The sequence below is a fragment of the Rhodomicrobium sp. R_RK_3 genome (assembly GCF_002198715.1).
Taxonomy (GTDB): Bacteria; Pseudomonadota; Alphaproteobacteria; order Rhizobiales; family Rhodomicrobiaceae; genus R-RK-3.
The window spans coordinates 111862-135677 of record NZ_MWLK01000021.1 but is presented as its reverse complement, the minus strand read 5'-3'; the positions used below and the strand labels follow the sequence as shown (position 1 = coordinate 135677).

The following is a 23816-nucleotide window of genomic DNA, read 5'->3' as shown; positions in this document are numbered from 1 at the left end:
GGGAAAAGATTGGCGGTCGGTCCAGCCGGACCGATCACAATCTGGACGTTTTTATTTGCGCACCATTTTTTGTGGGAAAAGCCGCGTCTATCCCGGTTCCGCGAGGGATGGCTTTCCCGATGCTTGTTGGGGAAGCCTTCTAGGGGAGCAGGGCATGCTGCAGGACGAGGCGCTCCGTCGCCCGGTCATCATCGCGCGAGGAACAAAGGCCGAGCCGGAGGGCGCCATCGCCTCGGCGCGGCGCACGCTCGATCTGGAGATCGGCGGCCTTGCCGCGCTGAAGGCCGCCATCGACGATGGCCTGGGCGCAGCTTTCGTGGCGGCGGTCGAGACCATCCGGGCCTCGCGCGGCCGCGTCATCGTCACCGGAATGGGCAAGAGCGGCCATATCGGCCAAAAGCTCGCCGCGACTTTCGCCTCGACCGGTACCCCGGCCTTCTTCGTGCATCCGGGCGAGGCAAGCCACGGCGATCTCGGCATGATTACGCCGGAGGACGTCATCCTGGCGCTGTCCTGGTCCGGCGAGACCGTGGAACTGGGCAATATCATCACCTATTCACGCCGCTTCGCCGTGCCGCTGATCGCGCTGACCTCGCGCGAGGAGAGCGCTCTCGGCAAGGCCTCGGACGTGGTGCTGAAGCTGCCCAATTCGCAGGAAGCCTGCCCGCACGGCCTCGCGCCGACCACCTCCACCGCGATGCAGCTCGCCGCGGGCGACTGCCTGGCGGTGGCGCTGCTGGAATCGCGCGGCTTCAGCGCCGCCGATTTCAAGATTTTTCATCCCGGCGGCCAGCTCGGCGCCAATTTACGTTACGCTGCCGACATGATGCATAGCGGCGAGCGCCTGCCTCTTTGCGCGGCCTCCGCCCGGATGGGCGAAGCGCTGGTCATCATGACGGAGAAGAGCTTCGGCTGCCTCGGCGTCGTCGGCGATGCGGGCGAATTGCTGGGCATCGTGACGGATGGCGATCTGCGCCGCCATATGGGTCCGGATCTGCTGTCCGCCGAAGTGCGGGAGATCATGACCGCCCACCCCAAGACAATCACGCCCGACACGCTGGTCAGCGCGGCCCTGCAACTGGTGAACGAATCGGCAATCACGGCGGTGTTCGTGGTGGAGGACGCCAAGCCGGTCGGCATCATCCACATCCACGATCTGCTGCGGGCCGGAGTGGCTTAGGGGCGACGGCTCGCGAACGCTCTCCTTTTTTGTCATCCCCGCGAAGCGGGGATCCAGTAGAGGGCAACGTTTGCAGCCGAGGCACTCCCTCAGCCGAGACTGCTGGGGCGCAATGGATTCCCGCATTCGCGGGAATGACAAGTGCGTGGTCGCTGAAGGGCGCGTCGCCGCGCCCTGACTTGCGGAACGGCCTTAAAGACCCAGATTGTCGTTCGCCCCGACGCCTTCCGGGCTATCCACGATCTCAGGCAGCCACGGTTGCCCCAACGCGGCCTCCGACCGGGGAAGCTCAAGATTATTCCGCAACTCGTCGACATAGGTCGATCCGCCGGAATGCGTAATCACCAGCTGATGCTCGGCCCGGGTCAAAGCGACATAGAATTGGCTTCGCTCATTGTCGTCATCGCGATCTGGGAAATTCGACGGAAGGAGATCGGCCCAGATCACCAGAACCGCCGGGAATTGCAGGCCCTTGGAGCTGTAGATGGTCGAGATCTTGATTCCCGGATCGGCATACGAGCCAACGTCGGCATCACCGGCAAGCAGTACCGATGGATAAGGGTCCAGGAGACCGCGAAGGCGGTACAGCTCGGACTTGTGCCGCCGGGTCTCCCGACGTGCATACAAAATTGCGATTTCGTGAGGCCGGTACTGGCCTGCGTCGATCCACTGCTTGATTCGCCTCGCGGCCTGGGTCACTTCGTCGGCTATGTCGAGGCACTGGATAACCTCGACCTTCGGTCCGCTACGGCGGCATGTCTCGACCGACGGAGGAACGCTCGCGCCGAGATCGTCCTCGTCGTCACGGCCTTGCGGCGCGAAGCTTGCGGCCGCAATCATCATCTCGCGGGTATTGCGGTAGTTCACCTCAAGCTTGGTCGAGCGTCCGCGCGCCTTGATACCGGCATCGGACCATCGAAAACCTAGCTGCTTATAAACCGACTGGCTCGCATCGCCGACAATGACGAAATCCCCATCTTCCGGTTCTTTCAACGCGAGCTTGGCGCATTTGAACCAGGACAAGGCGAAGTCCTGATACTCATCAATCAAGACAGCGTCAAACATGCCAGCCTCGCCTTCACCGCGCTCAAGCTGAGTTAGCAGGCGCTGCCCATAATCGTCTGCGCCTTCGTCACGCTTGAACCCGATCCCGTTCGCCCTGCCCCATTCATAGAAATGCCGCACAGTGACATTCGGATAGTTCGACACACAGGAACGAAGATATCCCGCCAACGCCCTATTATAGCAAAGCAGCAGCACCCTCTTGCTGCCATCGCCGCCCAGCATTTTGGCGCGGGCCAGCAGCAGCACCGTCTTGCCGGAGCCCGCTACGCCCCGGATGATCCGGTGTCCGCTGCGGATATTGCGGGCCTCACGCTCCTGGTGAAGATCGAGGATCTTGAGCAGGTCGAGGCCATCGCGCGGGCCTGCGCCACCGCCCACTGCCGGCAGCGAGATGATCGTCTCCGGATGAATTACCGCGCGGATCGCATCGACCTGCCGCGGGCTCAGCGGCTCGATCGGCCAATAAGGATCGAACCGCGCCTGCAGCGCCAGCAGCAAGGCTTCGCCGCCCAGCGCTTCCCATTCCTCCATGACATCGCGGGTGACGTCGCGGCGCGAGGAAAACGCCTGCCGCACGGCCGGCTTGTCCGACTTGTCCAATTGCTCGCGGGTGATGTTGGTCAGCAGCGCGAAATGGCCGAACGGGAACAGAAAATTGCCAAGGCGCTCGCCGCCCTGATGAAGCAGGCATTTTGCGAAATCCTGCCTGCGCGCCTCGTCCATCAGCTCGTACTGATATTTGCGCGCCTGCTGAAGGGGATGGTCCCTGCGCACCTGTCCGCCATTCTCATTGACGACGACACGCTCCTGATCGGCGTCCGAGATCCAGCCGAGATACCAGCCCTTCACCTCGACGATGAGCACGCCAAGACTTGGAATGATGACGACGAAATCAGGATAACGGTCGGCGACGATCGGCTCGTAATAGACAATGCAATCATCCGGCAGCTTTTTCAGGATCTCGAACAGCCGCTCTTCGCCACGGCTCGCCCTCGCCGGCAGCCGCTCCGGTATCATCTGCGCCATAGTCTGCTCCCCAACGCATACAAGTCGATCGGAGTCCCCCCGCACCGGATAGGTGCGTATAATCTCTTACTCTGCCGGGCCGACCTTACGCAATACTGCGTATTATGGGAATTCGAACACGTTTGGGGATAAATTTACCCGTGCGGGAAAACTTCCGGGGATTGCTGGAGAATTACGGTCGCGACGTGGTCAGCGGTGAGTCGATCCCGCCTTTTATTTCCAAACTCGTCGCCCCGACTTCGAGCCGGCGCCACTCGCCTTTCCTCGTGCCGCAGCGCTCGCGGTGTCCGGACGACGCGAGTGAGATTACATTCGGGCCTATGCCCCCTCCGCCGCCTCGACGATCAGCACGGTCCCATCTGCATCGGTGACGCGGACCAGTTTGCCGGCGGGCATGTCGGGGCCGCGGACGGACCAGACGCCGTCGCCGGCATAGACGCGGCCTTCGCCGCCCTGGATCGCCGTCTTCAGCACGAAGACGCGGCCGATGAGCTGGCGGGCGCGCTGGTTGAGCAGCGGCTTGTCGCTGGTGTCTTCATTGGCGCCGCCCCAGAGCTTGCGGCCGATCAGCAACGAGGCGACCGAGGCGGTGCAAAAGGCGATGATCTGCCAATGCGGCGGCAGCGGCACCACGAAGACCAGGGCCGCGACGGCTGCGGCGGCGAAGCCGAACCAGAGCAGGAAGAAGCCCGGCGCCAGCACGTCGAGGGCGAAGAAGATGGCGGCGGCGATCAGCCAGTTCCAGCCGGTCGCGCCGATCAGCAGGTTGAGATAATTGTCCATCGAAAGCGTGTCCCCCGGCTGAGTGGCGCGATCGGACAGGGCCGAGGCCGGATTTGCCAAATCGCGCGGCAGTTTGATGTCCGCATCCTGGTCGATCACGGCGCTCTACGAGACCGTCGGCACCGAGCCGCCCGGCGTCGTGCGCCCGGAAGCCTTCGCCCGCGCGTCCGCCGTGGCGCGCGCCGCCGCGCCATCCGCCCCATCGCCGGGCTTCTGGGCGCCGTTCAGCCCGCCAAAGGCTTCGCGCGTGATCTCGGCGATGCCGCCAATCGCGCCGATGATGCCGGCCGTATCGATCGGCAGCATCAAAACCTTTTGATTGGGCGAGCGGGCCAGTTCCTTCAGCGCGCCGACATAATTATTGGCGACGAAATAGTTGATGGCCTGGATGCTGCCCGAGGCGATGGCGTCGCTGACGAATTGCGTGGCGCGGGCCTCGGCTTCGGCGAGGCGCTCGCGCGCTTCGGCGTCGCGGAAGGCGGCTTCCTTGCGGCCCTCGGCGGAGAGCACCTGCGCCTGCTTGTCACCCTCGGCCTGCAAGATCGCGGCCTGCCGCTTGCCTTCCGCTTCCAGGATCGAGGCGCGCTTTTCGCGCTCGGCCTTCATCTGCCGGCCCATGGCGACGACCAGATCGGCGGGCGGCGCGATGTCCTTGATCTCGACGCGCGTCACCTTGATGCCCCAGGGGTTGGTCGCCTCGTCGACGATATGCAAAAGCCGCGCATTGATCTCGTTGCGGTTGGAGAGCAATTCGTCGAGGTCCAGCGAGCCCATCACGGTGCGGATATTGGTCATGGTCAGGTTGAGCATGGCCTGCTGCAGATTGCTGACCTCATAGGCGGCCTGGGCGGCGTCGAGCACCTGATAGAAGGCGACGGCATCGACGCGGACCATGGCGTTGTCGCGCGTGATGACCTCCTGCGTGGGGATGTCGAGCACCTGTTCCATCATGTTGACGCGGCGCCCGACCCGCTCGATGAACGGCACGATGATGCCGAGCCCCGGCCCCAGCGTGCGGACATAGCGGCCAAGCCGCTCGACGGTGAAATTATTGCCTTGCGGCACGACCTTGGCGGTCGAGAGCACGGTGACGACGATGAGGAAGAGGAGAGTGATAATAAAAATCGAAAAGCCCGACATGATTATTCTCCCCAGAAGCCCGGAATCTTCGCTTCGAGCGCGTGTCAGTGCGATAGGAAGCAAAAAGCCGTTAAGGAATAGCACACATCAAATGAATGCGGGCCAACCATGGCAGTGTTCAGCAACCGGGAGGCGCGGGTCGAGTGGGGGCGGCCGCCGACCTGGCGAGCCCGGACCGGCAAGCGCTTAGCCGGCCGCAACGTCGCACAAACATAGGCGAAGAAGCCGGAACCTCCCCCCCTTGCAAGGTCAATCCGGATCCCCTATCTCGATTTTGCGGGCCGGGCCCCTCTGGCGACCTGATGGTCGTGATGTCGGACCGCATCGAGTGCGCTTGATGCCTGGGCCCGATGTTCACGGCGCCCGATCGAGCCCACTCCCTAACACGGAGGTGGCCATTGAATTTCCCAATTCGAGAGACTGAGCAAGCTGGCTCCGGCGTCTGCGCCGCCTCCGCGCGATCCCGGCCGCGTGGCCGTTTGCCTTCGCCATCCCCGCCGCGGGCAACGACCGTTTGCTCTGGCGCGCCGGCGACCCATCCCAACCTGAAAGGAGAAACCTGATGCCCCTGTTGCTTTGCCCGAACGACAATGGACCGATGCAGACCGTGCAACGATCCGGCGTTGAGTTCGACATCTGCCCGACCTGCCGCGGCGTGTGGCTCGACCGCGGCGAGCTTGAAAAGCTGCTCGCCTTCGCGCGCGAGGCGGAGTCGGGACATCATGACGACCGCCGGGAGGGGTGGGCGCAAGGAGGATATGATCCTCGGCCGATGGGCCGTCCCGAAGGCCGCCGCGGCTGGGGGGATGACGATGATGACGACGACTACGGGCGCAATCGCGGCGGGCGCCGGAGCATCTTCGATATATTCGGCGATTGATCGCGCATGGCGGCGGGCGCCCGGTTCGCCGCCATACCCCGGAGGCTAAATCCAGCCCTGCAATTCACGCCGGACGTGCGTCGCCAGGAACGCCATGCCCTCGGGGCTGTCATTGAGGCAGGGAAGAGCGGCGAAATGCTCGCCGCCATGTTCGTGGAAGGTCTCGCCGCCCTGCATGGCGATCTCCTCCAGCGTCTCGACGCAGTCCGAAACGAAGCCCGGCGTAATTACCGCCATCCGCTTGACGCCTTCTTCCGCGAGGCGCGCGATGGTCTTGTCCGTATAGGGTTGCAGCCATTCCGCCTTGCCGAAGCGCGACTGGAAGGTGGTCTGGAGGCGCTTTTCGTCCCAGCCGAGCCGTTCGCGCAAGAGCCGCGCCGTCATCACGCAGTGGCAATGATAGGGGTCGCCCTTCTGGAAATATTCCAGCGGCAGGCCGTGGAAGGAGGCGATCACCACCTCCGGCTCGAAATCCAGCGCCGCGATGCTGGCGCGCATCGACTGGGCCAGCGCCTCGATATAGCCGGGATCGGAATAATAGGGCGGCGCCACGCGCAATGTCGGCTGCCAGCGCATGGTCTTCAGCGCATCGAACGCCTTGTCGCAGACGGTCGCGGTGGTGGCGGCGGAATATTGCGGATAGAGCGGCACCAGCAGGATGCGCTCGCAGCCCTCGGCCTGCAACACCTCGAGCCGCGACGCAATGGAGGGATTGCCATAACGCATCGCCCAGTCGACCTTGACGCGCGGCTGCTCGGCCAAATCCCGGCTAAGGATCTCAGCCTGGTTGCGCGTGATGGTGCGCAAGGGGGATTCGTCCCGCTCGGTGTTCCAGATCTGGCGGTAGGCTTCGCCCGAGCTGAAGGGCCGCTTGGTCAGCACCGGGCCGTTCAGGATGAACCACCAGACCACCGGATTGACCTCGATCACCCGCCGGTCGGATAGAAATTCCTTCAGATAGCGCCGCATCGGCCAATAGCTGGTCGCGTCGGGCGTGCCCAGATTGACGATCAGCACGCCGATATTGCCGTGCTTGACAGGGGGATGATCGGTAGCGGCGGGGTTGACCATTGCGGGGAACCAGAGGGTTTTATCGGGAAGGACTTGAGATGCAGGTTTAGGGAGGTGGCCCTTAAAGAGCAAGGGGGCCGTGGGCATTTGTCGTTGCGCAATGTGGGGTGAACATGGCGCAAATCAAAGAACTGCCGCCAGCTTGACCTATTTGAAAGCTCATACCCATATGCTCAGCTCCGGGTCGCCGGACAATGGAAGGACACCGCCATGACCATGAAGAGCATCCGCCTCGAGCTTGCCAGAGATCATGAGTTCCCGGACGGCAGCAATGAGCACGGCTATGAGTTCGTTGCTCCCTTGGCGGCGGACGGCAGCCTGGACGCGGCCGAATGGAAGCATCATCGCGGCGAATGCACCGTTACCCGCTTCTGGGGCGACGAGGACGAGGAGAGCGGCCATCTCATCCGCAAGCCCGGCGGCGCCTGGGCCTTCCATTATGACGGCGAGGGCAATGAGGACGACGATGACAGCGGCTACCGCTTCAACACGCATGTCTTCGAGCTCGGCGCCTATGTCTCGCTCAAGGAGCAGGACGGCAAAGAGCGCACCTTCCGTGTCGTCCGCATCAGAGATGCACGCTAAAGTTGCGTCGCTGACGCCACTCGCGCCGTTCGGAGCATCGGTTATTTTATTTTCGTGCGAAGGACGCTAAAGCTTAGCTGCGTAAGGTGAATCTGGAGAGTGTATGGGGTGGGGATGGCATCGGCGCCCGCATTGAACAGCACGGTGAGCGGCGAGCGGCTGCTCCTCGCGGCCAGCGGTTCTTGGACCGCAACCTATGCCGGGCAGCTCGAATCGCTGGTCGACAATCAGGCGGCCGCCGCCGCGAAACTGCACGGCATGTCGATCGACATGACCGGCGTACGTGAGTTCGACACCTTTGGCGCCTGGCTGCTGGAGCGGCTGGTGCGCGCCTGGAAGGGCAACGAACGCAGCGTCGAGATCACCGGCCTGCCGGAGCATTATCGCGGTCTGCTCGACGAGGTTCATCAGGCCAATCGCGGCGACACGGATGCGCGGCGGACATCCGCCGGAATCCTGCGCTGGCTCAATGGCATCGGCCGCAGCTTCGAGGGCGCCCTGCGCGGCACGCTGCCCTTCGTCAACATGTTCGGCGCGGTCGGCGAGGCGCTGGTCAGGGTCGTCGCCCGCCCGAAAAATTTCCGCATTACCTCCGCCGTGCACCATCTCGACCGCGTCGGCTGGCAGGCGGTGCCGATCATCCTGCTGATCACCTTCCTGATCGGCTGCATCATCGCCCAGCAGGGCTTTTTCCATTTCCGCCAGTTCGGCGCCGACATCTATGTCGTGGACATGGTCGGCATTCTGGTGCTGCGCGAAATCGGCGTGCTGATCGTCGCCATCATGGTCGCCGGCCGCTCGGGCAGTTCCTACACCGCCGAGCTTGGCTCGATGAAGATGCGCGAGGAGGTCGACGCGTTGCGCACCATGGGCTTCGATCCCATCGAAGTGCTGGTGCTGCCGCGCATCCTGGCGCTGCTCATCGCGCTGCCGATCCTCGCCTTCCTCGGCTCGATGGCGGCGCTGTTCGGCGGCGGGCTCGTCGCCTTCCTCTATGGCGGCATGGCGCCAGAGATCTATATCGAGCGGCTGCGCGAGGCGATCAGCATCACCCATTTCGAGGTCGGGCTGATCAAGGCGCCGTTCATGGCGCTGGTGATCGGGTTCGTCGCCTGCACCGAGGGCCTGCGCGTGCAGGGCAGCGCCGAATCCCTCGGCCTCAAAACAACGTCATCGGTGGTAAAATCGATCTTCATGGTCATCGTGCTGGACGGATTGTTCGCCATTTTCTTCGCCTCGATCGGAATGTGAGGCGGGATGCCGGAAGCCATCATCAAAGTGCGCGATCTCGTGGTCGGTTTCGGCGACCACAATGTGCTGAAGGGCCTGTCGCTCGACGTGCATCGCGGCGAAATCCTGGGGCTCGTCGGCGGCTCGGGCAGCGGTAAATCGGTGCTGCTGCGGACGATCATCGGCCTTTTGCCGCGTAGGGCGGGCAGCATCGAAGCGCTCGGCACGCGGCTTGACACGGCGAGCGACGCACAAAGGCGCGGCGTCGAGCGGCACTGGGGCGTGCTGTTCCAGAACGGCGCCCTGTTCTCCTCGCTCACGGTGCGCCAGAACGTGCAATTCCCGATGCGGGAATATCTGAAACTGTCCGAGCGGCTGATGGACGAGGTCGCCATCGCCAAGCTGGAAATGGTCGGGCTGACGGCGCGCGACGCCGATAAATTCCCCTCCGAGCTGTCCGGCGGCATGACCAAGCGCGTCGCCCTCGCCCGCGCCCTGGCGCTCGACCCCGAAATCGTCTTCCTCGACGAGCCGACCTCCGGCCTCGACCCGATCTCCGCCGGCGATTTCGACCTGCTAATCCGTACGCTGCAGCAGACGCTGGGTCTCAGCGTTTTCATGGTCACGCATGATCTGGAAAGCCTGCATACGGTCTGCGACCGGATCGCGGCGCTGGCCGACGGCGTCGTCGTCGCCGAGGGCACCATGGACATGATGATGATGTCCGAACACCCTTGGGTGAAATCCTATTTCCGGGGCAAGCGCGCCAGCATGATCGCGCAAGCGCCCCGCCCAACCGCCATGTGAAGGCCAGCAGATGGAAATCCGTGCACGCTATATCCTCATGGGCCTCTTCCTCATCGCGGTGCTCGCGGGAGGTTTCGGCTTCATTTACTGGCTCAACAACTCCGCTGGCTTCGGCCAGCGGGCGACCTACAATGTCCGCTTCGACAAATCGGTATCGGGCCTGTTCACGGGCTCGTCGGTGCTGTTCAACGGCATCCGCGTCGGCGAAGTCACCGCGCTGCGCCTGAGCGCCGTGCGCCCGAGCGAGGTCGATGTCGAGGTCGCGGTCGATGCCGACACGCCGATCCGCAGCGACACCGAAGTCGATCTCGAATATCAGGGCCTGACCGGCGTCGCGGCGATCTCGCTGACCGGCGGCAATAGCGGCGTGCCGCTGGTGCCGCAGAACGGCCGTCCGCCCTTGCTGGTCGCCCGCGTCGGCGCGGGGCAGACCGTGACGACATCGGCCCGCGACGCGCTTCTGAAGATCAACGGCATCCTCGACGACAATTCGCAGCCCTTCAAGGAGCTTGTCGGCAATCTGAACAATTTCGCCTCCGCGCTGTCGCGCAATGCCGCCAAGGTCGACGGCATTCTCGCCGGCCTCGAGCGCATGACCGGCGGCGTGCGCGGCCCCGACAGCGACAAGGCCTTCGACCTGATCGCGGCGACGAAGTTCGACAGCCCGGCAAAACCCTTGCGCGGCCAGCTCACCATCCCCGAGCCGTCGGCGATCATCCAGGTCAATACGCAGAACATCCTGTTCCGGCCCTCGCCGAATGAAAGCCCGTTGACGCCGGGCCCGCGCTGGGCGGACAATCTCACCGTGCTGGTGCAGTCCAAGATCGTGCAGAGCTTCGAGAACGCGGGCTATATCGGCAGCGTCAGCAAGAATGGCGATGCGGTGACCGGCGATTTCCAGCTCCTGACCGACATTCGCAATTTCCAGATGCTGACCGGCCCAACGCCGCTCGCCGAACTCGATTTCAGCGCCAAGATCGCCGACAAGGACGGCAAGATCATCGACGCCAAGCTGTTTCATGCCGAGGCTCCCGCGCCGTCGGCTGATACCGGCCCGGCGGTCGAGGCGCTGAACAAGGCGTTCGGCATCGCGGCGACGGAGCTGGTGGATTGGGCCTCGACCGTGCTGGCCAAGGGCGCCGAGCCGGTCGAAGACGTAGGCGAGCCCGCCGTTTCGGCAACGCCCGACGCGGACCCGGCACCGGCTCCCGGCGCAGCGCAGGCCGCCCCGGCACCGGATGCGCCAGCCCAGCAATAACACGCGGCGGGCCCAAGCACGGAGGACCTTGTCATGCGGTTTGAGGAGACCAGCCTGCCAGGGGCCTGGCTGATCGTGCCGGAGCCCGTCCACGACCATCGCGGCTTCTTCGCCCGAACTTTTTGCGTGCGCGAACTGGCCGAGCACGGGCTGGAGACGCAATTCGTCCAGCACGCCACGTCATCCTCGGTGAAGCAGGGCACGCTGCGGGGCATGCATTTCCAGGCCGACCCGCATGGCGAAGTGAAGATCGTCACATGCGGCAAGGGCGCGATCCTCGACGTGATCGTGGATCTGCGGCCCGGTGCGGTGACCTTCCGGCGCTGGCAGGGCTTTGAGCTGACGGCGCAGAATCGCCACCGGTTGTATATCCCGAAAGGCTTCGCGCACGGTTTCCAGGCGCTGACGGACGACGTGGAGGTCGGCTATCTGATCTCGGCCTTTTACGAGCCGACTGCGGCGAGCGGCGTCCGCTATGACGATACCGCCTTCGGCATCGACTGGCCCCTGCCGGTGACGGTGATATCCGACAAGGATCGCGGCTGGGCGGATTTTGCCGGTTAGTGCGGATCAGTCAGGCGGGAATGTCCCAGACCAACACCGATCAGCAGCCAAGTCCTTCCCCCACTTTGCATATCGCATGGACCTCTCCTCCCGTCGTCCCGGGCGGCCGTCAGGCCGAACCGGGATCCATTGGCAGAACAGCGAGCACAGTGCCGGTGGAGAGGCGAGTGGGCCCCGGCTCTAACAACCGGGGCGACGGAAATGAGAGTAGCGGGTTCTGAAAATGTCTATGGGGAGAGGGACAGCCTTCGGCCTGTTGAGACGCGGAGTCAAAACACGCCGCACTTCATCTCAGCGCCTCAAATCGCTTCCTTCAGCTTCGAGCGCGGGTCGTAGGGGTGGAGTTCGCTCCAGCCTTCCATGAAGTCGAACAGCTCGCGGTCGATGCGCTGGGGCATGACGATGCACAGCTTCACGAGCTGGTCGCCGGTGTTGCCGGTCTGGGCGTTCCTGACGCCCTTGGCGCGCAAGCGCAGCAATTGTCCGGTGGAGGCGCCCTTCGGCACGGTCAGCGCGACACGGCCGTTGATCGTCGGCGCTTCGACCTTGGCGCCCAAAACCGCCTCGTACAGCGCAATCGGCAAATCCAGCACGATGTCGTCGCCCTCGCGCTCGAAGAACGGGTGCTGGCGGATTTTCAGCTCGATCAGCGCGTCGCCCGGCTGGCCGCGCCCGACGCCGGGGCCGCCCTTGCCCTTCAGCCGCAAAACCTGCCCCTGCACCACGCCCGAAGGCACGTTGATGTCGAGCGTCTCGCCCTCCGGCAGCAGCACGCGCTTCTTGACGCCGTTCACCGCCTCGAGAAATTCGATCTCCAAATGGTAGCGGTAATCCATACCGCGCATGTTGAAGCCGCCGCTGGCGGTGCCGGTGCCGCCGCGGCCGAAGAAATCGCCGAAAATGTCGCCGAAATCGCCGAAATTATCGGAGGGACGGTAGCGCTGGCCGCCGCCATTGTCGCCGTAATAGCCTGAACTCTCGCGGCCGGACGCGTCGATCTCGCCATTGTCGTAGCGGCGGCGCTTGTCCGGATCGCCCAGAATGTCGAAGGCGGCGGAAACGCGCTTGAATTTCTCCTCGGCGGCCGCATTGCCGGGATTGCGGTCGGGGTGGAACTCCTTGGCCAGCTTGCGATAGGCGCCGCGAATCTCGTCGTGGGTTGCCGCCCGCTTGACATTCAGTATTTGGTATAGGTCCTGGTCCATCGTCCGCGACTCACTCCGCATCAGCGGCCATTATTGCAGAATGATTAGGGCACGAGCACGAATGCCCGCAACGGCATGAGGCGCCACACATCCCTTACCAACAGCTCCCTCGGCTTACGCCGCCGCCCTATTCCCGCGCCACGAAGGCGCGCAGAATGGAGGCAGCCGCGCTCCGCTTCGGCTCAATCACGATCTCCGGCTCGCAATTCACCAGTTGCGCGAGGGCCTTGAAGCGTCGGCGCAGCGCCTCGCCATCCAGCACTTCGAGCTTTGCCGGCAATTGCAATACGAGATTACCACCATTGTAGCCTATGGTTGTCTCGTTGATAATCCCCGGCATGTTCACCGACAGCTTATATGCGACGCGGGCCGCCATGCCGAGGAGCTGGGCCCGCCGGTTGAGGTTGCGTCCGGCCAATTTGCGCAAGGCAGGGCTGAAATCGCCGCTGACCGCCCGCTCATGGCTGTAAAACACCGAAAGCGCCAGATAGGCGCGGCCCGGATGATCGACGCCGACGAAGGAGGATTGCGCGATCAGCCCCAGCGCCTTTTCGCCGCGATAGTCGGGATGGCCGCGCCAGCCGACATCGAACAGCATGCAGGCGGCACGGCGGAGGCGTGTTTCCTCGGCGGTCTCGGCAAGGTCGGCCGTCTGGAACAGGCCGGAGGTCCACTCGAACAGCTCGCCGGCATAGTCGAAGGAGCGCGCGCGGCGCGCGGCCATCTCCTCGCAGGCAAAGATCAGCGGGTCGAGCGCCTGCTCGGCGGGCGGCAGGTTGCGGTAGAGCACGCCCTCGCGCACGCCATAGGCGGAAAAGATCGCCTCGGACGGTTTGATGCGATCCACCAGCCGCTTCAGCAAAAGCAGGCCGTAGGGGAGCATCTCGCGGCGGTCCCGTGAGATTTTGCTGAGGTTTTTGGCACTCGGCTTGGGGCTGACGACGCTGGCGAACAGCGTGTCGATCTGCTTCGGCGTCATGGTGTAGTGGTGCATGATCGAGAGCGGATAATCGGTCTCCATCATGTTCAGCTTGGCAACCGACCGCCAGGTGCCACCGATCAGATAAAATGGGCGTCCCTTGCCCTTCTCGAGCCATGGAATGGCATCGAGATGTTTTTCGATATGGGCGGACGCCTTGGCGAAATCATCGCCCGCGATCTCCATCAGGTTGAGGCTGCCAAGCGGTACCGAAACCTCGTCGAGCAGCTCCTTGCCCATCAGGTTGATCAGCTCGAGACTGCCGCCGCCCAGATCCCCGGCAAAACCGTCCGGCGCCATGAAGCCAGAGGCGATGCCCGCCGCCGCCAGTTCGGCCTCTTCGCGCCCGTCCAGCACGCGCACGGTGCAGCCGAGCGCCTTTTCCGCCTCGGCGATGAACTTGCGTCCGTCGCTGGCGCTGCGCACGGCCTCCGTCGCAAACGCGAAGGTGCGCTTAACGCGGGTCTGCTCGGAGAGTTTGCGGAAGCGGCGAAGGGCGAGCAGCGCCTGTTCGGCCGCGCGCTTATTGATGCCGCCCTCGGCCGTGCGCTTGCGTCCGAGGCCGCAGAGAACCTTCTCGTTCAGGACCGGCGTCGGGCTCCGGACCTCATCTTCATAGACGACGAGGCGGATCGAATTGGAACCGATATCGACAACGGCGACGGGAGCGGCTTGGTCGGTGAATATTGTCCCGCGCCAATCCACCGGTCACCCCATCCGGTCCTGGGCTCCGCCGACGAAAACCCGGGGAGGAAAGCTCTCGGCCAGCGCTTCGCCGCGGCCGGACAGGCTCGGATTGGTCATGAAATATTCATGGGCGTTGAAAGGCGCCTCGCCGGGATCGGGCTGGATGCGCTCGCAGGTCCCGTCGGCCTGAACACGCCAGCTTTGCTGGTTGTCTTTCAGATTGGCCGCCATGATCTGCCCGAGAACCTGTTCATGCACTGTCGCGTTGGTGATCGGTATCATAGCTTCGACGCGCCTGTCCAGGTTGCGCGGCATCATGTCTGACGAGCTGATATAGACATGCGCCGACGGCGATGGAAGGGTAGCGCCACCGCCGAAACAGTAGATCCGGCTGTGCTCGAGGAAGCGGCCGATGATGCTTTTGGCGCGGATGTTCTCGGAAAGTCCCGGCACGCCGGGCCGCAGGCAGCAAATACCGCGCACGATCAGCTCGATATGCACCCCCGCAAGGCTCGCCTCGTAGAGCGCGTCGATGATGCCGGGATCGACGAGGGCGTTCATCTTCATCCAGATCACCGCCGGGCGTCCGGCGCGGGCATGGCCGATCTCTTCCTGGATATGCTTCATGATCCGGGCGCGGATGCCATGCGGCGAAGTCGCCATGGTTTCGAGCTGCGCCGGTTCGGCATAGCCGGTGATGAAATTGAACAGGCGGGTGACGTCGCGGCCGATCACCGGATTGGCGGTGAAGAAGGAGAGGTCGGTGTAAACGCGCGCCGTCTGCTGGTGGTAATTGCCGGTGCCGATATGGCAATAGGTGCGCAATTCGCCGTTTTCGCGCCGCATGACCTGGCCAAGCTTGGCGTGGGTTTTCAGTTGGATGAAGCCGAAGACGACATTGACGCCGGCCTTTTCCAGATCGCGCGCGACCTTCAGGTTGGCCTCCTCGTCGAAGCGCGCCTTGATCTCAACGAGCGCGGTGACGAGCTTGCCGGCGTCGGCCGCCTCTTTCAGCGCCTCGACAATGGGCGACTTGCGGTTGGTGCGGTAGAGCGTCCATTTGATGGCGACCACATCCGGGTCGGCCGCCGCCTGCCGCAGGAACTGCACCACCACGTCGAAGGATTCATAGGGGTGGTGGACGATGATGTCCTTCTGCTTGATGGCGGCGAAGCAGTCGCCGTTATATTCGCGGATGCGCTCGGGAAAGCGGATGACGAAGGGCTTGAACTGCAGATCGCGCCGCTCGTCGACGATCAGTTGCGAGATGTCGGACAGCGACAGCAACCCTTCCTGGATCGAGACCTCGTCCTCCTTCACCTCCAATTCGCTCATCACGAAACGGCGCAGCGGCTTGGGCATCGAGGCTTCGATTTCGAGCCGGATCACCTCGCCGCGGCGGCGCTTCTTCAGCGCGGCCTCGAAGGTCAAAACCAGATCCTCGGCCTTTTCGCTGATTTCCAGCTCGCTGTCCCGCAGCACGCGGAAACCGCCGAAGCCTTTCACCTCATAGCCGTGGAACAGCCGGTCGGCAAACAGCGCGACCAGCGATTCCAGCCGGATGAAGCGGATATGCGGGGTCTCGCCATCGGCCTTGGCCGCCTCGCAGGGCAGTTTGATGAAGCGGTCGAGCTGGCTCGGAATCGGCAGGATCGAATGCATGATGGTGCCCGGCGCATCCTTCTTCTCGCATTCGAGGCAGAGCACAAAACCCTTGTTCGGGATGAAGGGGAACGGGTGCGCCGGATCGATGGCGATCGGCGTCAGGATAGGGAACACGTCCTTCATGAAATGCGGCTCGAGCCATTCCCGCTCGGCCTTGTGCAGGTTCTTCGGCTCGATGATGGTGATGCCCGCCTCATCGAGTTCGCCCCGCAGCCGCGCCCAGTTGCGCTGCTGATGCGCCGTGAGCGAGGCGACCACTTCGTTGATGGTCTTGAGCTGCTCGGCGGGGGTGAAGCCGTCCGAGCTGGGCGCCGCCACGCCGGCATTGATCTGCCCGATCAGGCCGGCAACGCGCACCATGTAGAATTCGTCGAGATTGTTGGCCGAGATCGACAGGAAGCGAACGCGCTCCAGGAGCGGATGGTTGGTGTTCTCCGACTCCTCCAGCACGCGCTTGTTGAATTGCAGCCAGGACAGCTCGCGATTATAGAAGCGCTGCGGGCCGAAGGCGGCAACGATTTCGGCTTCGCTCGGCTCGGATCGTTTCGCGGCGTGTGGCATCAATCTTCCTTTTCGCTCCTTGCCCGACATGATGATACGGCACTTTCATAACAGGCATGCGTCCGCTCCGGAGACGACCTGCCCGCCTCACGTCTCGGTCACAACTCCAGTCGGCGACAGGATACCGCAACGCACGTCAAGGAATTCAGCCGGATCGCTGAGGGCGAATGAAACATCGACTTGCCGGTATGATGCTATGAAACCGCCAAAAAGACTATGAAGCATTTCGGCTGAACATTCCGGTTTCAGCCGTCCTGCAAATCGGTATTACTCAAACCCTCCGCCGCGAGCAGTCTTGCCGCCAGCGCCTTGGTCACGCCCTTGCGCTCTGCAAGCGCCGCCCGGTCGAGCGCATCGACAAGGGCCTGCGCCGCCGCCATCGAGCGCTCCATCCGCCGCATCGAATAGCCGATCACGCCGGGTTCCACGCTGAGCTGGCGGTCGGCAAAAAGCTTGACCAGCACCGCGCCGAGCAGGGCTTCGTCAGGTTCGGCAATGGCGACGAGAGCGGCGGAGCGCAGCCGCGAGCGCAGATCGGGCAGAGTAATTTTCCATTCACCGGGCAATGTGCGCGCGGTGACCAGAACATCAAAATGGCGTTCCCGGGCCAGATTTAAAAGGTGGAAGGCGGCGTTTTCGTCAAAAGAAGCCCGGTCGATGTCCTCGATGACCAGCGGCCCGGCCTCGGCCAGCGCGCGCTCGACGGCCTGCCCCATGGCCTCGGCCGGAAAGCTCTCCGCGCCCGACCGCGCGCGCCAGACATTGACGAGATGGGTTTTGCCGGAGCCTTGCGGGCCGGCGAGGACGGCGATGGGATTGGGCCAGCCGGGCCAGTTGTCGATCAGCTTGACGGCCTGCTCGTTCGAGGCGCTGACGAAGAAATCTTCGCTGCCCAGGGCCGGAATATGCGGAAGCTCGAAGACAAGCTGGGGATAGGTCACGCAATACTCCGCGAGAAGTTCAGTATATTGCCTTCTTGTCATCCCCGCAAAAGCGGAGATCAGTAATCAATGAGTGGGCCGGGACGTTATGCCTTTATTCTGCTGCTGCGGCGTATTGGATCCCCGCTTTCGCGGGATGACACTGTGCGGCGGAGAGGCGGTGGACCGGCCCATCCCCGCATCAATTCATCGTCCCCGGCTGCGGGCCGGACTTCTTCAGGCGCTCGTCAATATCGTAGCTCGCCATGCGGCGCATCCAGATGACGAGGTAGATCCCCGCCGAAAGCGCCGTCGTCAGGCCCGTCGTCCAGATCAGCACGAAGATATAGGGGCCGAGACCGATCTGCAGGCCGCCCTCGGCCAGCACCAGCACCGCGAGGCCGATCTGCATCGCCGTATTGATCTTGCTGATCATCAGCGGATGCACGGCGACGGTCCGGTGCAGCAGCCAGGACAGCATCACCGCGCCGATGATCAGCACGTCGCGGCTGACGACCAGGATCACCAGCCAGGCCGGGAGATGGCCGTAAAAGCCGAGCACGGCATAGACGCCCATCAGCAGCGCCTTGTCGGCGACGGGATCGAGATAGGCGCCCAGTTCCGTCTGCCAGTTGAAGCGCCGCGCCAGGAAGCCGTCGAGTGCGTCGGTGAGGCCCGCCGTCAGAAAGACGATGAAGGCCGCAAGTAGTTCGTTGGCGACGATCATCCAAATGATGACCGGCACCAGGAACAGGCGGGAGACGGTTATGATGTTGGGCAGATAGACCAGTTGCACGCCACTAGCGCCTCATCGCGTGACAAGGAGCCAGTCCGGCCCCCGCTGCTCCAGCGCCAGCCCTTGCGACTGCGCCGCCTGCGCCAGACGTTCCGCCCCGCCTGGGAAATCGACCGTGATATTCGCCCCGCGCGCATTCAGCGCCTTGACGTCGAGACCTTGCAGACCCGGCACCTTTTGCAGCCGCACCCGCATCTCCTGCCAGGCCTTCAGCCCGGAAAACTGCGCGATCAGCGCCACCGTCTGCACTTCGGCCGGACCCGAGGTCGCCGTCACGCCCTGGCTGGCGAGCCGGGTCAGCTTCCAGCGCGCCTCGATCACCTTTACCGCCACCTGCGCGGCAAGATTGGCGGTATAATCGATATCGCGGTCGGGAATGCGGAAGGTGCGGTCGAGCGAGAAATTGCCGACGGCATCCTTGCCGAGCAACCGCATCCGCAGCGTCGTGATCTGCGGATCGACCTCGGCGACGGCCAGCACGAGATTTTCGGAGCGGTACTGATAGGTCAGCGTCTCGAACAGGCTGCGCCCATTGGTGCTGAGGCCACCGATCATCGAGGAGACGTCGTCGCGCGGCGCGGCGAGCTTCACCGGGGTCAGCGAATGTTCGGCATCGACGCCCGACAGCGCCTCGAACCAGGGATTGGTGCTGGCCGGACGGGGCGCGCCGCCCTCGGTCATCACCGGCAGCATCAGCACCTGCGGCGATTGCTGGTCAGTATAGGGCAGGCCGAAACGGTTCAGAATGTCGCGCACCGCGGCCGGCTCGAAGGTGAAATCGAGCGTCGCGATATAGCGGGTGTTGGAATTGCTCTCGCGGCGCACCGCAAAACCGTCGACCATGCGCTCGACGATGTCATTCTCCAGCACCGGCAGCCGCGCCTGGACATTATAGGGCGTCATCCGCTTCAACAGCGCGCGCAAGGCGATCTGCTGCGCCTCGGCCAGCGCCTTCTCCTTCGCCGTGACGGCATTGTCGGCGTCGGCCGTCACCGACACTTTCGCGACCGTATAGATCGTCGGCCCTTTCGGCGCAGCCAGCGGCAGCGCGGCGCAGGCCGTCATGCCGGCCAAAAACGCAAAAAAACCAGTCCTCACCATCGTCACACCCCCAGTCAGGCGGCCGATCTCGCCGAAAAACATCCGCATCGCCTTATGATTCCTTCGCGATTGGGCGGGAATTCAGCCCTATTTACGCGATGACGGCCCGAAACGCCATCGCCCCTTATGTCCGGCCATCGCGCTGCGGGCAAAAATGGGATAATGGCAAGGTAGGGGTTGACGAAGATGAACGGCCCGGGCTTGTCTGCGCCCGAAATGGAGACATCAGGCATGGCTGCCGGAAAAAACGGCGATGGCGCGCTGACTTACGCCAAGGCCGGCGTCGATATCGATGCCGGCAACGCGCTGGTCGAGGCGATCAAGCCGCTGGCGCGCGCGACGGCGCGGCCGGGCGCGGGCGCGGATCTGGGCGGGTTCGGCGCGCTGTTCGATCTGAAGGCGGCCGGGTTCCGCGATCCGGTGCTGGTCGCCACCAATGACGGCGTCGGCACCAAGGTGAAGATCGCCATCGAATCGGGCCGCCACGAAACCATCGGCATCGATCTCGTCGCCATGTGCGTCAACGACCTGATCGTGCAGGGCGCCGAGCCGCTGTTCTTCCTCGATTATTTCGCCTCGGCCCGGCTGGAGCTGGCGGTCGCCAAGACGGTCGTCGCCGGCATTGCGCAAGGCTGCCGGCAGGCCGGCGCCGCCCTGATCGGCGGCGAGACGGCCGAGATGCCGGGGCTCTACGCGACGGGCGATTATGACCTTGCGGGCTTTGCCGTCGGCGCCGCCGAGCGCGGAACGCTCTTGCCGCGCGGCGATATCGCGGCGGGCGATGTGGTGATCGGCGTCGCCTCCTCCGGCGTGCATTCGAACGGATTTTCGCTGGTGCGGCGGCTCGTCGCCGATCGCGGCCTCGCCTGGGACGCGCCCGCGCCCTTCGCCCCCGGGCAATCGCTGGCCGAAGCGCTGCTCGTGCCGACGCGCATCTATGTCAAATCGATTCTTAGCGCGATCCGGCATACCGGCACGGTCAAGGCGCTCGCTCATATCACCGGCGGCGGCCTGCCGGAGAATCTGCCGCGCGTGCTGCCTTCGGGCCTTGCTGCCGAGATCGACCTCGGCGCCTGGACACCGCAGCCGGTATTCTCCTGGATCGCGCGCGAAGGCGGCGTCGCGGAGGCCGAAATGCTGCGCACCTTCAATTGCGGCATCGGCCTCGCCGTGGTCTGCACCGCCGCCGATGCGGACGCGCTCTGCGCCTTCATGCAAAGCCAGGGCGAGACGGCGCAGCCCATCGGCGCCCTCGTTCCGCGCGAAGACGGCGCGCCCGTGCGCTTTTCCGGCGCCCTCAAGGTCTCGGCATGACAATACGCAAGCGCGTCGGCGTTCTGATTTCCGGGCGCGGCAGCAATCTGCAAAGCCTGATCGACGCCTGCGCCGCGCCCGATTACCCGGCCGAAATCGCCCTTGTCATCTCCAACCGCCCCGGCGCGTTCGGACTTGAGCGCGCGCGCTCGGCCGGCATCCCGGCGGCGGTGATCGACCACAAGGCCTACCCCAACCGCGCCGCCTTCGACGCCGATCTCGACCGCGCCTTGCGCGAGGCGGGCATCGAGATCGTCGCCAGCGCCGGCTTCATGCGGTTGCTGACCGAGGGCTTCTGCGAAGCCTGGCGCGACCGCCAGCTCAACATCCATCCCTCGCTGCTGCCCGCATTCCGGGGGCTGCATCCGCAGCGGCAGGCGCTCGACGCCGGCGTCTCGATCTCAGGCGCGACGGTGCATTTCGTGCGCGCGGAGATGGATGCCGGGCCGATCCTGGCGCAAGCCGCCGTGCCGGTCCTGTCCGGCGACACCGAGGACACGCTCGCCGCCCGCATCCTCGCCGCCGAACACCGGCTCTATCCGCACGCTTTGGCGCTGGTCGCCTCCGGCGCCGCCTGGGTCGAGGGCGAGACCGTCCGCTACGCCGCTCCGGACACCCTGCGCGCTCTGTTCTGAATCCATGCCTGTGTCATCGTCCAGGACACCGATCCGCGCACTGTCGGCTATCGGCTGCGCATTGAGGGAGGAGTGTATCGCGGCAACGGCGCCACATTGCCAAAAGTTGTTATTTTCTTTTCAGCAACCCTAGGTTTTGATTGCTCTCACCCGGCCACACGCCTTTAAAGAACGCCTGTCCGGCATTTGGCGGGGGTTGGAGGCGATGGGAGCTTCGGTTGTTTGCGGCGTGGTGCTGTACGAGACGCCGGTTGAGGATCTGCGGCGGCTGGCGCAATCGGTGCGCGTCGCGGGCGAGGCCGCCGGGTTGCCATGCCGGTTGGCCGCCATCGACAATTCCGGCCGCACGACCGACGCCGCCTTCGCCGAGGCGGTTCCCGGCGGGATCGATGCCGAGCTTTACACCCATCGGGGCAATATCGGCTTCGGGCGCGGCCATAACCTGCTGATGGACGCCGCCTTCGCCGACGGGGCCAGCCATTATCTTGCCTGCAATCCGGATGGCTTTCTGCACGCAGACGCCATCAAGGCCATGCACGCGCGCAGCAGCCAATTCGATGATTTCGCGCTGATCGAGGCGCGGCAATTCCCCAATGAGCATCCGAAGCTCTACGATTGCGCGGCGCTGACGACGCCGTGGTGCTCCGGCGCCTGCCTGATGGTGCCGAGGCGTCTGCACGCCGAGATCGGCGGGTTCGACGACGGCTTCTTCATGTATTGCGAGGATGTCGATTATTCCTGGCGCGCGCGTCTCGCCGGCGCGGCCTGCATCATCGCGCCCGACGCCTTCTTCTTCCATGACGTGCAGGATCGGCCGGACAGCCGTTTCGCCCGCTGGCATATGGCGCTGTCGATGAAGCGGCTGATGTCGAAATGGCTTTGCGGCGCGGCGCCGCTCCGGCTGACCACCTTGCTCGCCGAAATGCTCTATGACGCGCCGGACGAGGCCCTCCGCGCCGGCTCCCGGGCGGGCCAGCCGCTCGGTCATCCGCGCTGCGGCGAGGTCGCCGATTTCCGGCATTATTTCGGCTTTGCCCCCTTCCGCTGGTCCTGACCGATGAGCACGCCCGCTTACATCTCGACCATCCTGCGCCTGCATGATCCGCGCCGCCTCGACCGGCTCGAACTGGCGCTGATGTCGCTTTGCGGCCAGCGCTATGCCTGGCTCAGCCCGGTCATCATGCTGCAGGACTTTTCCGCGGCCGACGAGGACGCGGTCAGGCAGGCCTCCGGCCGCCTGCCCTGGCGCGCCGAGACACGCCCGCCCGAAATCGTCAACCTGCGCAATCTGGGCCCCGGCGACCACCGCAGCAAGCTGCTGCAGGCGGGATTGCAGGCGGCGACCGGCGCCTATATCGCCTTCCTGGATTTCGACGACTATCTCTATCCGAGGGCTTATTCGACCCTGGTCGAGCGCATCAGGACCACCGGCAAGGCGGCCGCTTTCGGTGCCATCGCCATCGCCGAACTCGATCCCGGCAGTCCCGCCGGCGCATGTCTCGCCAAACGGCCCTTCCCGCACGGCAATGCGAAATACGACGTCTTCAAAGCCAACACCTACCCGATCCATAGCTTTCTGATGAAGGCCGAGATCGCCAAATCCGTCACCCTCCCGGAGCATCTTTGCGCGCTGGAGGATTATTATTTCCTGCTCTCGACCCTGAAGGATCACGATTGGGACGATGAGCTGACCCGCTGCGCGCCGATCGCCGACTATGTGCATTGGACCGACCGCTCCAACACCGTCGCCGGGACGTCCGGCGAGGGCGAGACCGGCCGCCCCTGGCAGGCCGCCCGCGGCGAGATCGAGCGCTACAAGCAGACAATGACGGTCAAAGTGCCGCTGCGGCGGCTGTTGACCATGACCGAAACGGACGATCACGCCGCCAATCCGCTCCGGGCGCGCTCGGCCGAGATGGCGGCCATCTTCGTCCACGCCGTCGGCGGGTTCCTGCCCTTCGTCGGCCTGTGGCGCCGGCTCGACGGCGGCATCGATCAGATCAACTGGGACGGCGATGAAGCGCGTTTCTCCGGCTCGGTCAGGATGCGGGGATCGGAGCCGCGTCCGGTGGCGGGCCTGCTGTTCCTGTCCCGGCCGTCCCGCCTGCGCCCGTCCTACCGCTATCTCACGAGTTGCGGCCTCGAACCGAGCGGACTGGGGGAGCAGATCTTTGCTTTCGCCGGCCGCACGCCCCTCACCCAATCGCACCTGCGCAAGGGCCGCAGCCGGGTCGTGCTGTTCGTGCTGGCCAGCGACGGGCGCCTCTACAGAACGCCGCACGCGGGCGAACCCTCCCTGACCCGAACCATCCGACTGCATGAGGCGGCCTGACGGCGGCCCCGCGAGAGAAAAGCAGCACGCCC

At 64.4% G+C, this 23816-nt stretch carries 21 protein-coding genes; 11 read left to right on the top strand and 10 right to left on the bottom strand.

Features of this window, described 5'->3' with window-relative positions:
- Nucleotides 1-154 precede the first annotated feature (154 nt).
- Complete coding sequence (locus BLEFHOIH_RS11540) at nt 155-1180, top strand: KpsF/GutQ family sugar-phosphate isomerase (protein WP_088345531.1); 1026 nt, start codon at nt 155-157, stop codon at nt 1178-1180.
- Nucleotides 1181-1372: 192 nt separating this feature from the next.
- Here BLEFHOIH_RS11540 and BLEFHOIH_RS11535 read toward each other — a convergent pair whose 3' ends face one another.
- From BLEFHOIH_RS11535 to BLEFHOIH_RS11525, 3 genes are all read right to left on the bottom strand, one after another.
- Nucleotides 1373-3271 carry a nuclease-related domain-containing DEAD/DEAH box helicase gene (locus tag BLEFHOIH_RS11535; RefSeq protein ID WP_088345529.1) on the bottom strand — a complete coding sequence of 633 codons (1899 nt, stop codon included), beginning with the start codon at nt 3269-3271 and terminating at the stop codon, nt 1373-1375.
- Between the two features lie 318 nt (nt 3272-3589).
- Nucleotides 3590-4153 (bottom strand): NfeD family protein, encoded by a 564-nt coding sequence (locus BLEFHOIH_RS11530; RefSeq protein WP_210191706.1) that lies wholly within the window; start codon nt 4151-4153, stop codon nt 3590-3592.
- A gap of 6 nt (nt 4154-4159) precedes the next feature.
- On the bottom strand, nt 4160-5194 hold the full coding sequence (locus BLEFHOIH_RS11525) for an SPFH domain-containing protein (RefSeq protein ID WP_088345527.1): 1035 nt from the start codon (nt 5192-5194) through the stop codon (nt 4160-4162).
- A 562-nt stretch (nt 5195-5756) separates the two neighbouring features.
- Between BLEFHOIH_RS11525 and BLEFHOIH_RS11520 the strand changes: the two genes are divergently transcribed.
- A complete protein-coding gene (locus tag BLEFHOIH_RS11520; protein WP_088345525.1) occupies nt 5757-6074 on the top strand; it encodes a zf-TFIIB domain-containing protein in 318 nt (105 codons plus the stop codon).
- Nucleotides 6075-6119: 45 nt separating this feature from the next.
- On the opposite strand, the gene hemH is transcribed toward BLEFHOIH_RS11520, so the two are convergent.
- The gene (gene hemH, locus BLEFHOIH_RS11515; RefSeq protein WP_088345523.1) at nt 6120-7145 is read right to left on the bottom strand and encodes a ferrochelatase; all 1026 of its coding nucleotides are present in this window, start codon (nt 7143-7145) and stop codon (nt 6120-6122) included.
- A 210-nt stretch (nt 7146-7355) separates the two neighbouring features.
- Here hemH and BLEFHOIH_RS11510 point away from each other — a divergent pair, with 210 nt between their 5' ends.
- From BLEFHOIH_RS11510 to rfbC, 5 genes are all read left to right on the top strand, one after another.
- Nucleotides 7356-7730 carry a hypothetical protein gene (locus BLEFHOIH_RS11510; protein ID WP_088345521.1) on the top strand — a complete coding sequence of 125 codons (375 nt, stop codon included), beginning with the start codon at nt 7356-7358 and terminating at the stop codon, nt 7728-7730.
- A 114-nt stretch (nt 7731-7844) separates the two neighbouring features.
- The gene (locus tag BLEFHOIH_RS11505; RefSeq protein ID WP_088345519.1) at nt 7845-8981 is read left to right on the top strand and encodes an MlaE family lipid ABC transporter permease subunit; all 1137 of its coding nucleotides are present in this window, start codon (nt 7845-7847) and stop codon (nt 8979-8981) included.
- Nucleotides 8982-8987: 6 nt separating this feature from the next.
- On the top strand, nt 8988-9767 hold the full coding sequence (locus BLEFHOIH_RS11500) for an ATP-binding cassette domain-containing protein (RefSeq protein ID WP_088345517.1): 780 nt from the start codon (nt 8988-8990) through the stop codon (nt 9765-9767).
- Nucleotides 9768-9777: 10 nt separating this feature from the next.
- Nucleotides 9778-11025, top strand: coding sequence for an MlaD family protein (locus BLEFHOIH_RS11495; RefSeq protein ID WP_088345515.1), 1248 nt, complete (start codon nt 9778-9780; stop codon nt 11023-11025).
- A gap of 33 nt (nt 11026-11058) precedes the next feature.
- On the top strand, nt 11059-11589 hold the full coding sequence (gene rfbC / locus BLEFHOIH_RS11490) for a dTDP-4-dehydrorhamnose 3,5-epimerase (RefSeq protein ID WP_088345513.1): 531 nt from the start codon (nt 11059-11061) through the stop codon (nt 11587-11589).
- Between the two features lie 299 nt (nt 11590-11888).
- On the opposite strand, the gene BLEFHOIH_RS11485 is transcribed toward rfbC, so the two are convergent.
- From BLEFHOIH_RS11485 to BLEFHOIH_RS11460, 6 genes are all read right to left on the bottom strand, one after another.
- Nucleotides 11889-12794: a J domain-containing protein gene (locus BLEFHOIH_RS11485; protein WP_088345511.1), complete on the bottom strand. Its 906-nt coding sequence runs from the start codon at nt 12792-12794 to the stop codon at nt 11889-11891.
- A gap of 127 nt (nt 12795-12921) precedes the next feature.
- On the bottom strand, nt 12922-14478 hold the full coding sequence (locus BLEFHOIH_RS11480) for a Ppx/GppA family phosphatase (RefSeq protein WP_088345509.1): 1557 nt from the start codon (nt 14476-14478) through the stop codon (nt 12922-12924).
- Nucleotides 14479-14481: 3 nt separating this feature from the next.
- Entirely contained in the window at nt 14482-16686 is a 2205-nt protein-coding gene (locus BLEFHOIH_RS11475) for an RNA degradosome polyphosphate kinase (protein ID WP_245296973.1), read from the bottom strand.
- A gap of 245 nt (nt 16687-16931) precedes the next feature.
- Nucleotides 16932-17627 (bottom strand): hypothetical protein, encoded by a 696-nt coding sequence (locus tag BLEFHOIH_RS11470; protein ID WP_245296972.1) that lies wholly within the window; start codon nt 17625-17627, stop codon nt 16932-16934.
- A gap of 181 nt (nt 17628-17808) precedes the next feature.
- Complete coding sequence (locus BLEFHOIH_RS11465; RefSeq protein ID WP_088345505.1) at nt 17809-18402, bottom strand: CDP-alcohol phosphatidyltransferase family protein; 594 nt, start codon at nt 18400-18402, stop codon at nt 17809-17811.
- A 12-nt stretch (nt 18403-18414) separates the two neighbouring features.
- Nucleotides 18415-19551 (bottom strand): DUF2066 domain-containing protein, encoded by a 1137-nt coding sequence (locus BLEFHOIH_RS11460; RefSeq protein WP_088345503.1) that lies wholly within the window; start codon nt 19549-19551, stop codon nt 18415-18417.
- 183 nt (nt 19552-19734) lie between these two features.
- On the opposite strand from BLEFHOIH_RS11460, the gene purM reads away from it, so the two are divergent.
- From purM to BLEFHOIH_RS11440, 4 genes are all read left to right on the top strand, one after another.
- Nucleotides 19735-20817: a phosphoribosylformylglycinamidine cyclo-ligase gene (gene purM, locus BLEFHOIH_RS11455; RefSeq protein WP_088345502.1), complete on the top strand. Its 1083-nt coding sequence runs from the start codon at nt 19735-19737 to the stop codon at nt 20815-20817.
- Nucleotides 20814-21452, top strand: coding sequence for a phosphoribosylglycinamide formyltransferase (purN, locus tag BLEFHOIH_RS11450; protein WP_088345500.1), 639 nt, complete (start codon nt 20814-20816; stop codon nt 21450-21452). Before purM ends, purN begins: the two co-directional genes overlap by 4 nt.
- Before the next feature lie 205 nt (nt 21453-21657).
- The gene (locus tag BLEFHOIH_RS11445; protein ID WP_125461667.1) at nt 21658-22506 is read left to right on the top strand and encodes a glycosyltransferase family 2 protein; all 849 of its coding nucleotides are present in this window, start codon (nt 21658-21660) and stop codon (nt 22504-22506) included.
- Between the two features lie 3 nt (nt 22507-22509).
- Entirely contained in the window at nt 22510-23784 is a 1275-nt protein-coding gene (locus BLEFHOIH_RS11440; RefSeq protein WP_088345496.1) for a glycosyltransferase family A protein, read from the top strand.
- Nucleotides 23785-23816 lie beyond the last annotated feature (32 nt).

Coding starts and splice junctions, on each gene's coding strand:
- BLEFHOIH_RS11540 (WP_088345531.1), top strand. CDS start 155: ATGCTGCAGGACGAGGCGCTCCGTCGCCCGGTCATCATCGCGCGAGGA.
- BLEFHOIH_RS11535 (WP_088345529.1), bottom strand. CDS start 3,271: ATGGCGCAGATGATACCGGAGCGGCTGCCGGCGAGGGCGAGCCGTGGC.
- BLEFHOIH_RS11525 (WP_088345527.1), bottom strand. CDS start 5,194: ATGTCGGGCTTTTCGATTTTTATTATCACTCTCCTCTTCCTCATCGTC.
- BLEFHOIH_RS11520 (WP_088345525.1), top strand. CDS start 5,757: ATGCCCCTGTTGCTTTGCCCGAACGACAATGGACCGATGCAGACCGTG.
- hemH (WP_088345523.1), bottom strand. CDS start 7,145: ATGGTCAACCCCGCCGCTACCGATCATCCCCCTGTCAAGCACGGCAAT.
- BLEFHOIH_RS11510 (WP_088345521.1), top strand. CDS start 7,356: ATGACCATGAAGAGCATCCGCCTCGAGCTTGCCAGAGATCATGAGTTC.
- BLEFHOIH_RS11505 (WP_088345519.1), top strand. CDS start 7,845: ATGGCATCGGCGCCCGCATTGAACAGCACGGTGAGCGGCGAGCGGCTG.
- BLEFHOIH_RS11500 (WP_088345517.1), top strand. CDS start 8,988: ATGCCGGAAGCCATCATCAAAGTGCGCGATCTCGTGGTCGGTTTCGGC.
- BLEFHOIH_RS11495 (WP_088345515.1), top strand. CDS start 9,778: ATGGAAATCCGTGCACGCTATATCCTCATGGGCCTCTTCCTCATCGCG.
- rfbC (WP_088345513.1), top strand. CDS start 11,059: ATGCGGTTTGAGGAGACCAGCCTGCCAGGGGCCTGGCTGATCGTGCCG.
- BLEFHOIH_RS11485 (WP_088345511.1), bottom strand. CDS start 12,794: ATGGACCAGGACCTATACCAAATACTGAATGTCAAGCGGGCGGCAACC.
- BLEFHOIH_RS11475 (WP_245296973.1), bottom strand. CDS start 16,686: ATGCCACACGCCGCGAAACGATCCGAGCCGAGCGAAGCCGAAATCGTT.
- BLEFHOIH_RS11460 (WP_088345503.1), bottom strand. CDS start 19,551: ATGCGGATGTTTTTCGGCGAGATCGGCCGCCTGACTGGGGGTGTGACG.
- purM (WP_088345502.1), top strand. CDS start 19,735: ATGGCTGCCGGAAAAAACGGCGATGGCGCGCTGACTTACGCCAAGGCC.
- purN (WP_088345500.1), top strand. CDS start 20,814: ATGACAATACGCAAGCGCGTCGGCGTTCTGATTTCCGGGCGCGGCAGC.
- BLEFHOIH_RS11445 (WP_125461667.1), top strand. CDS start 21,658: ATGGGAGCTTCGGTTGTTTGCGGCGTGGTGCTGTACGAGACGCCGGTT.
- BLEFHOIH_RS11440 (WP_088345496.1), top strand. CDS start 22,510: ATGAGCACGCCCGCTTACATCTCGACCATCCTGCGCCTGCATGATCCG.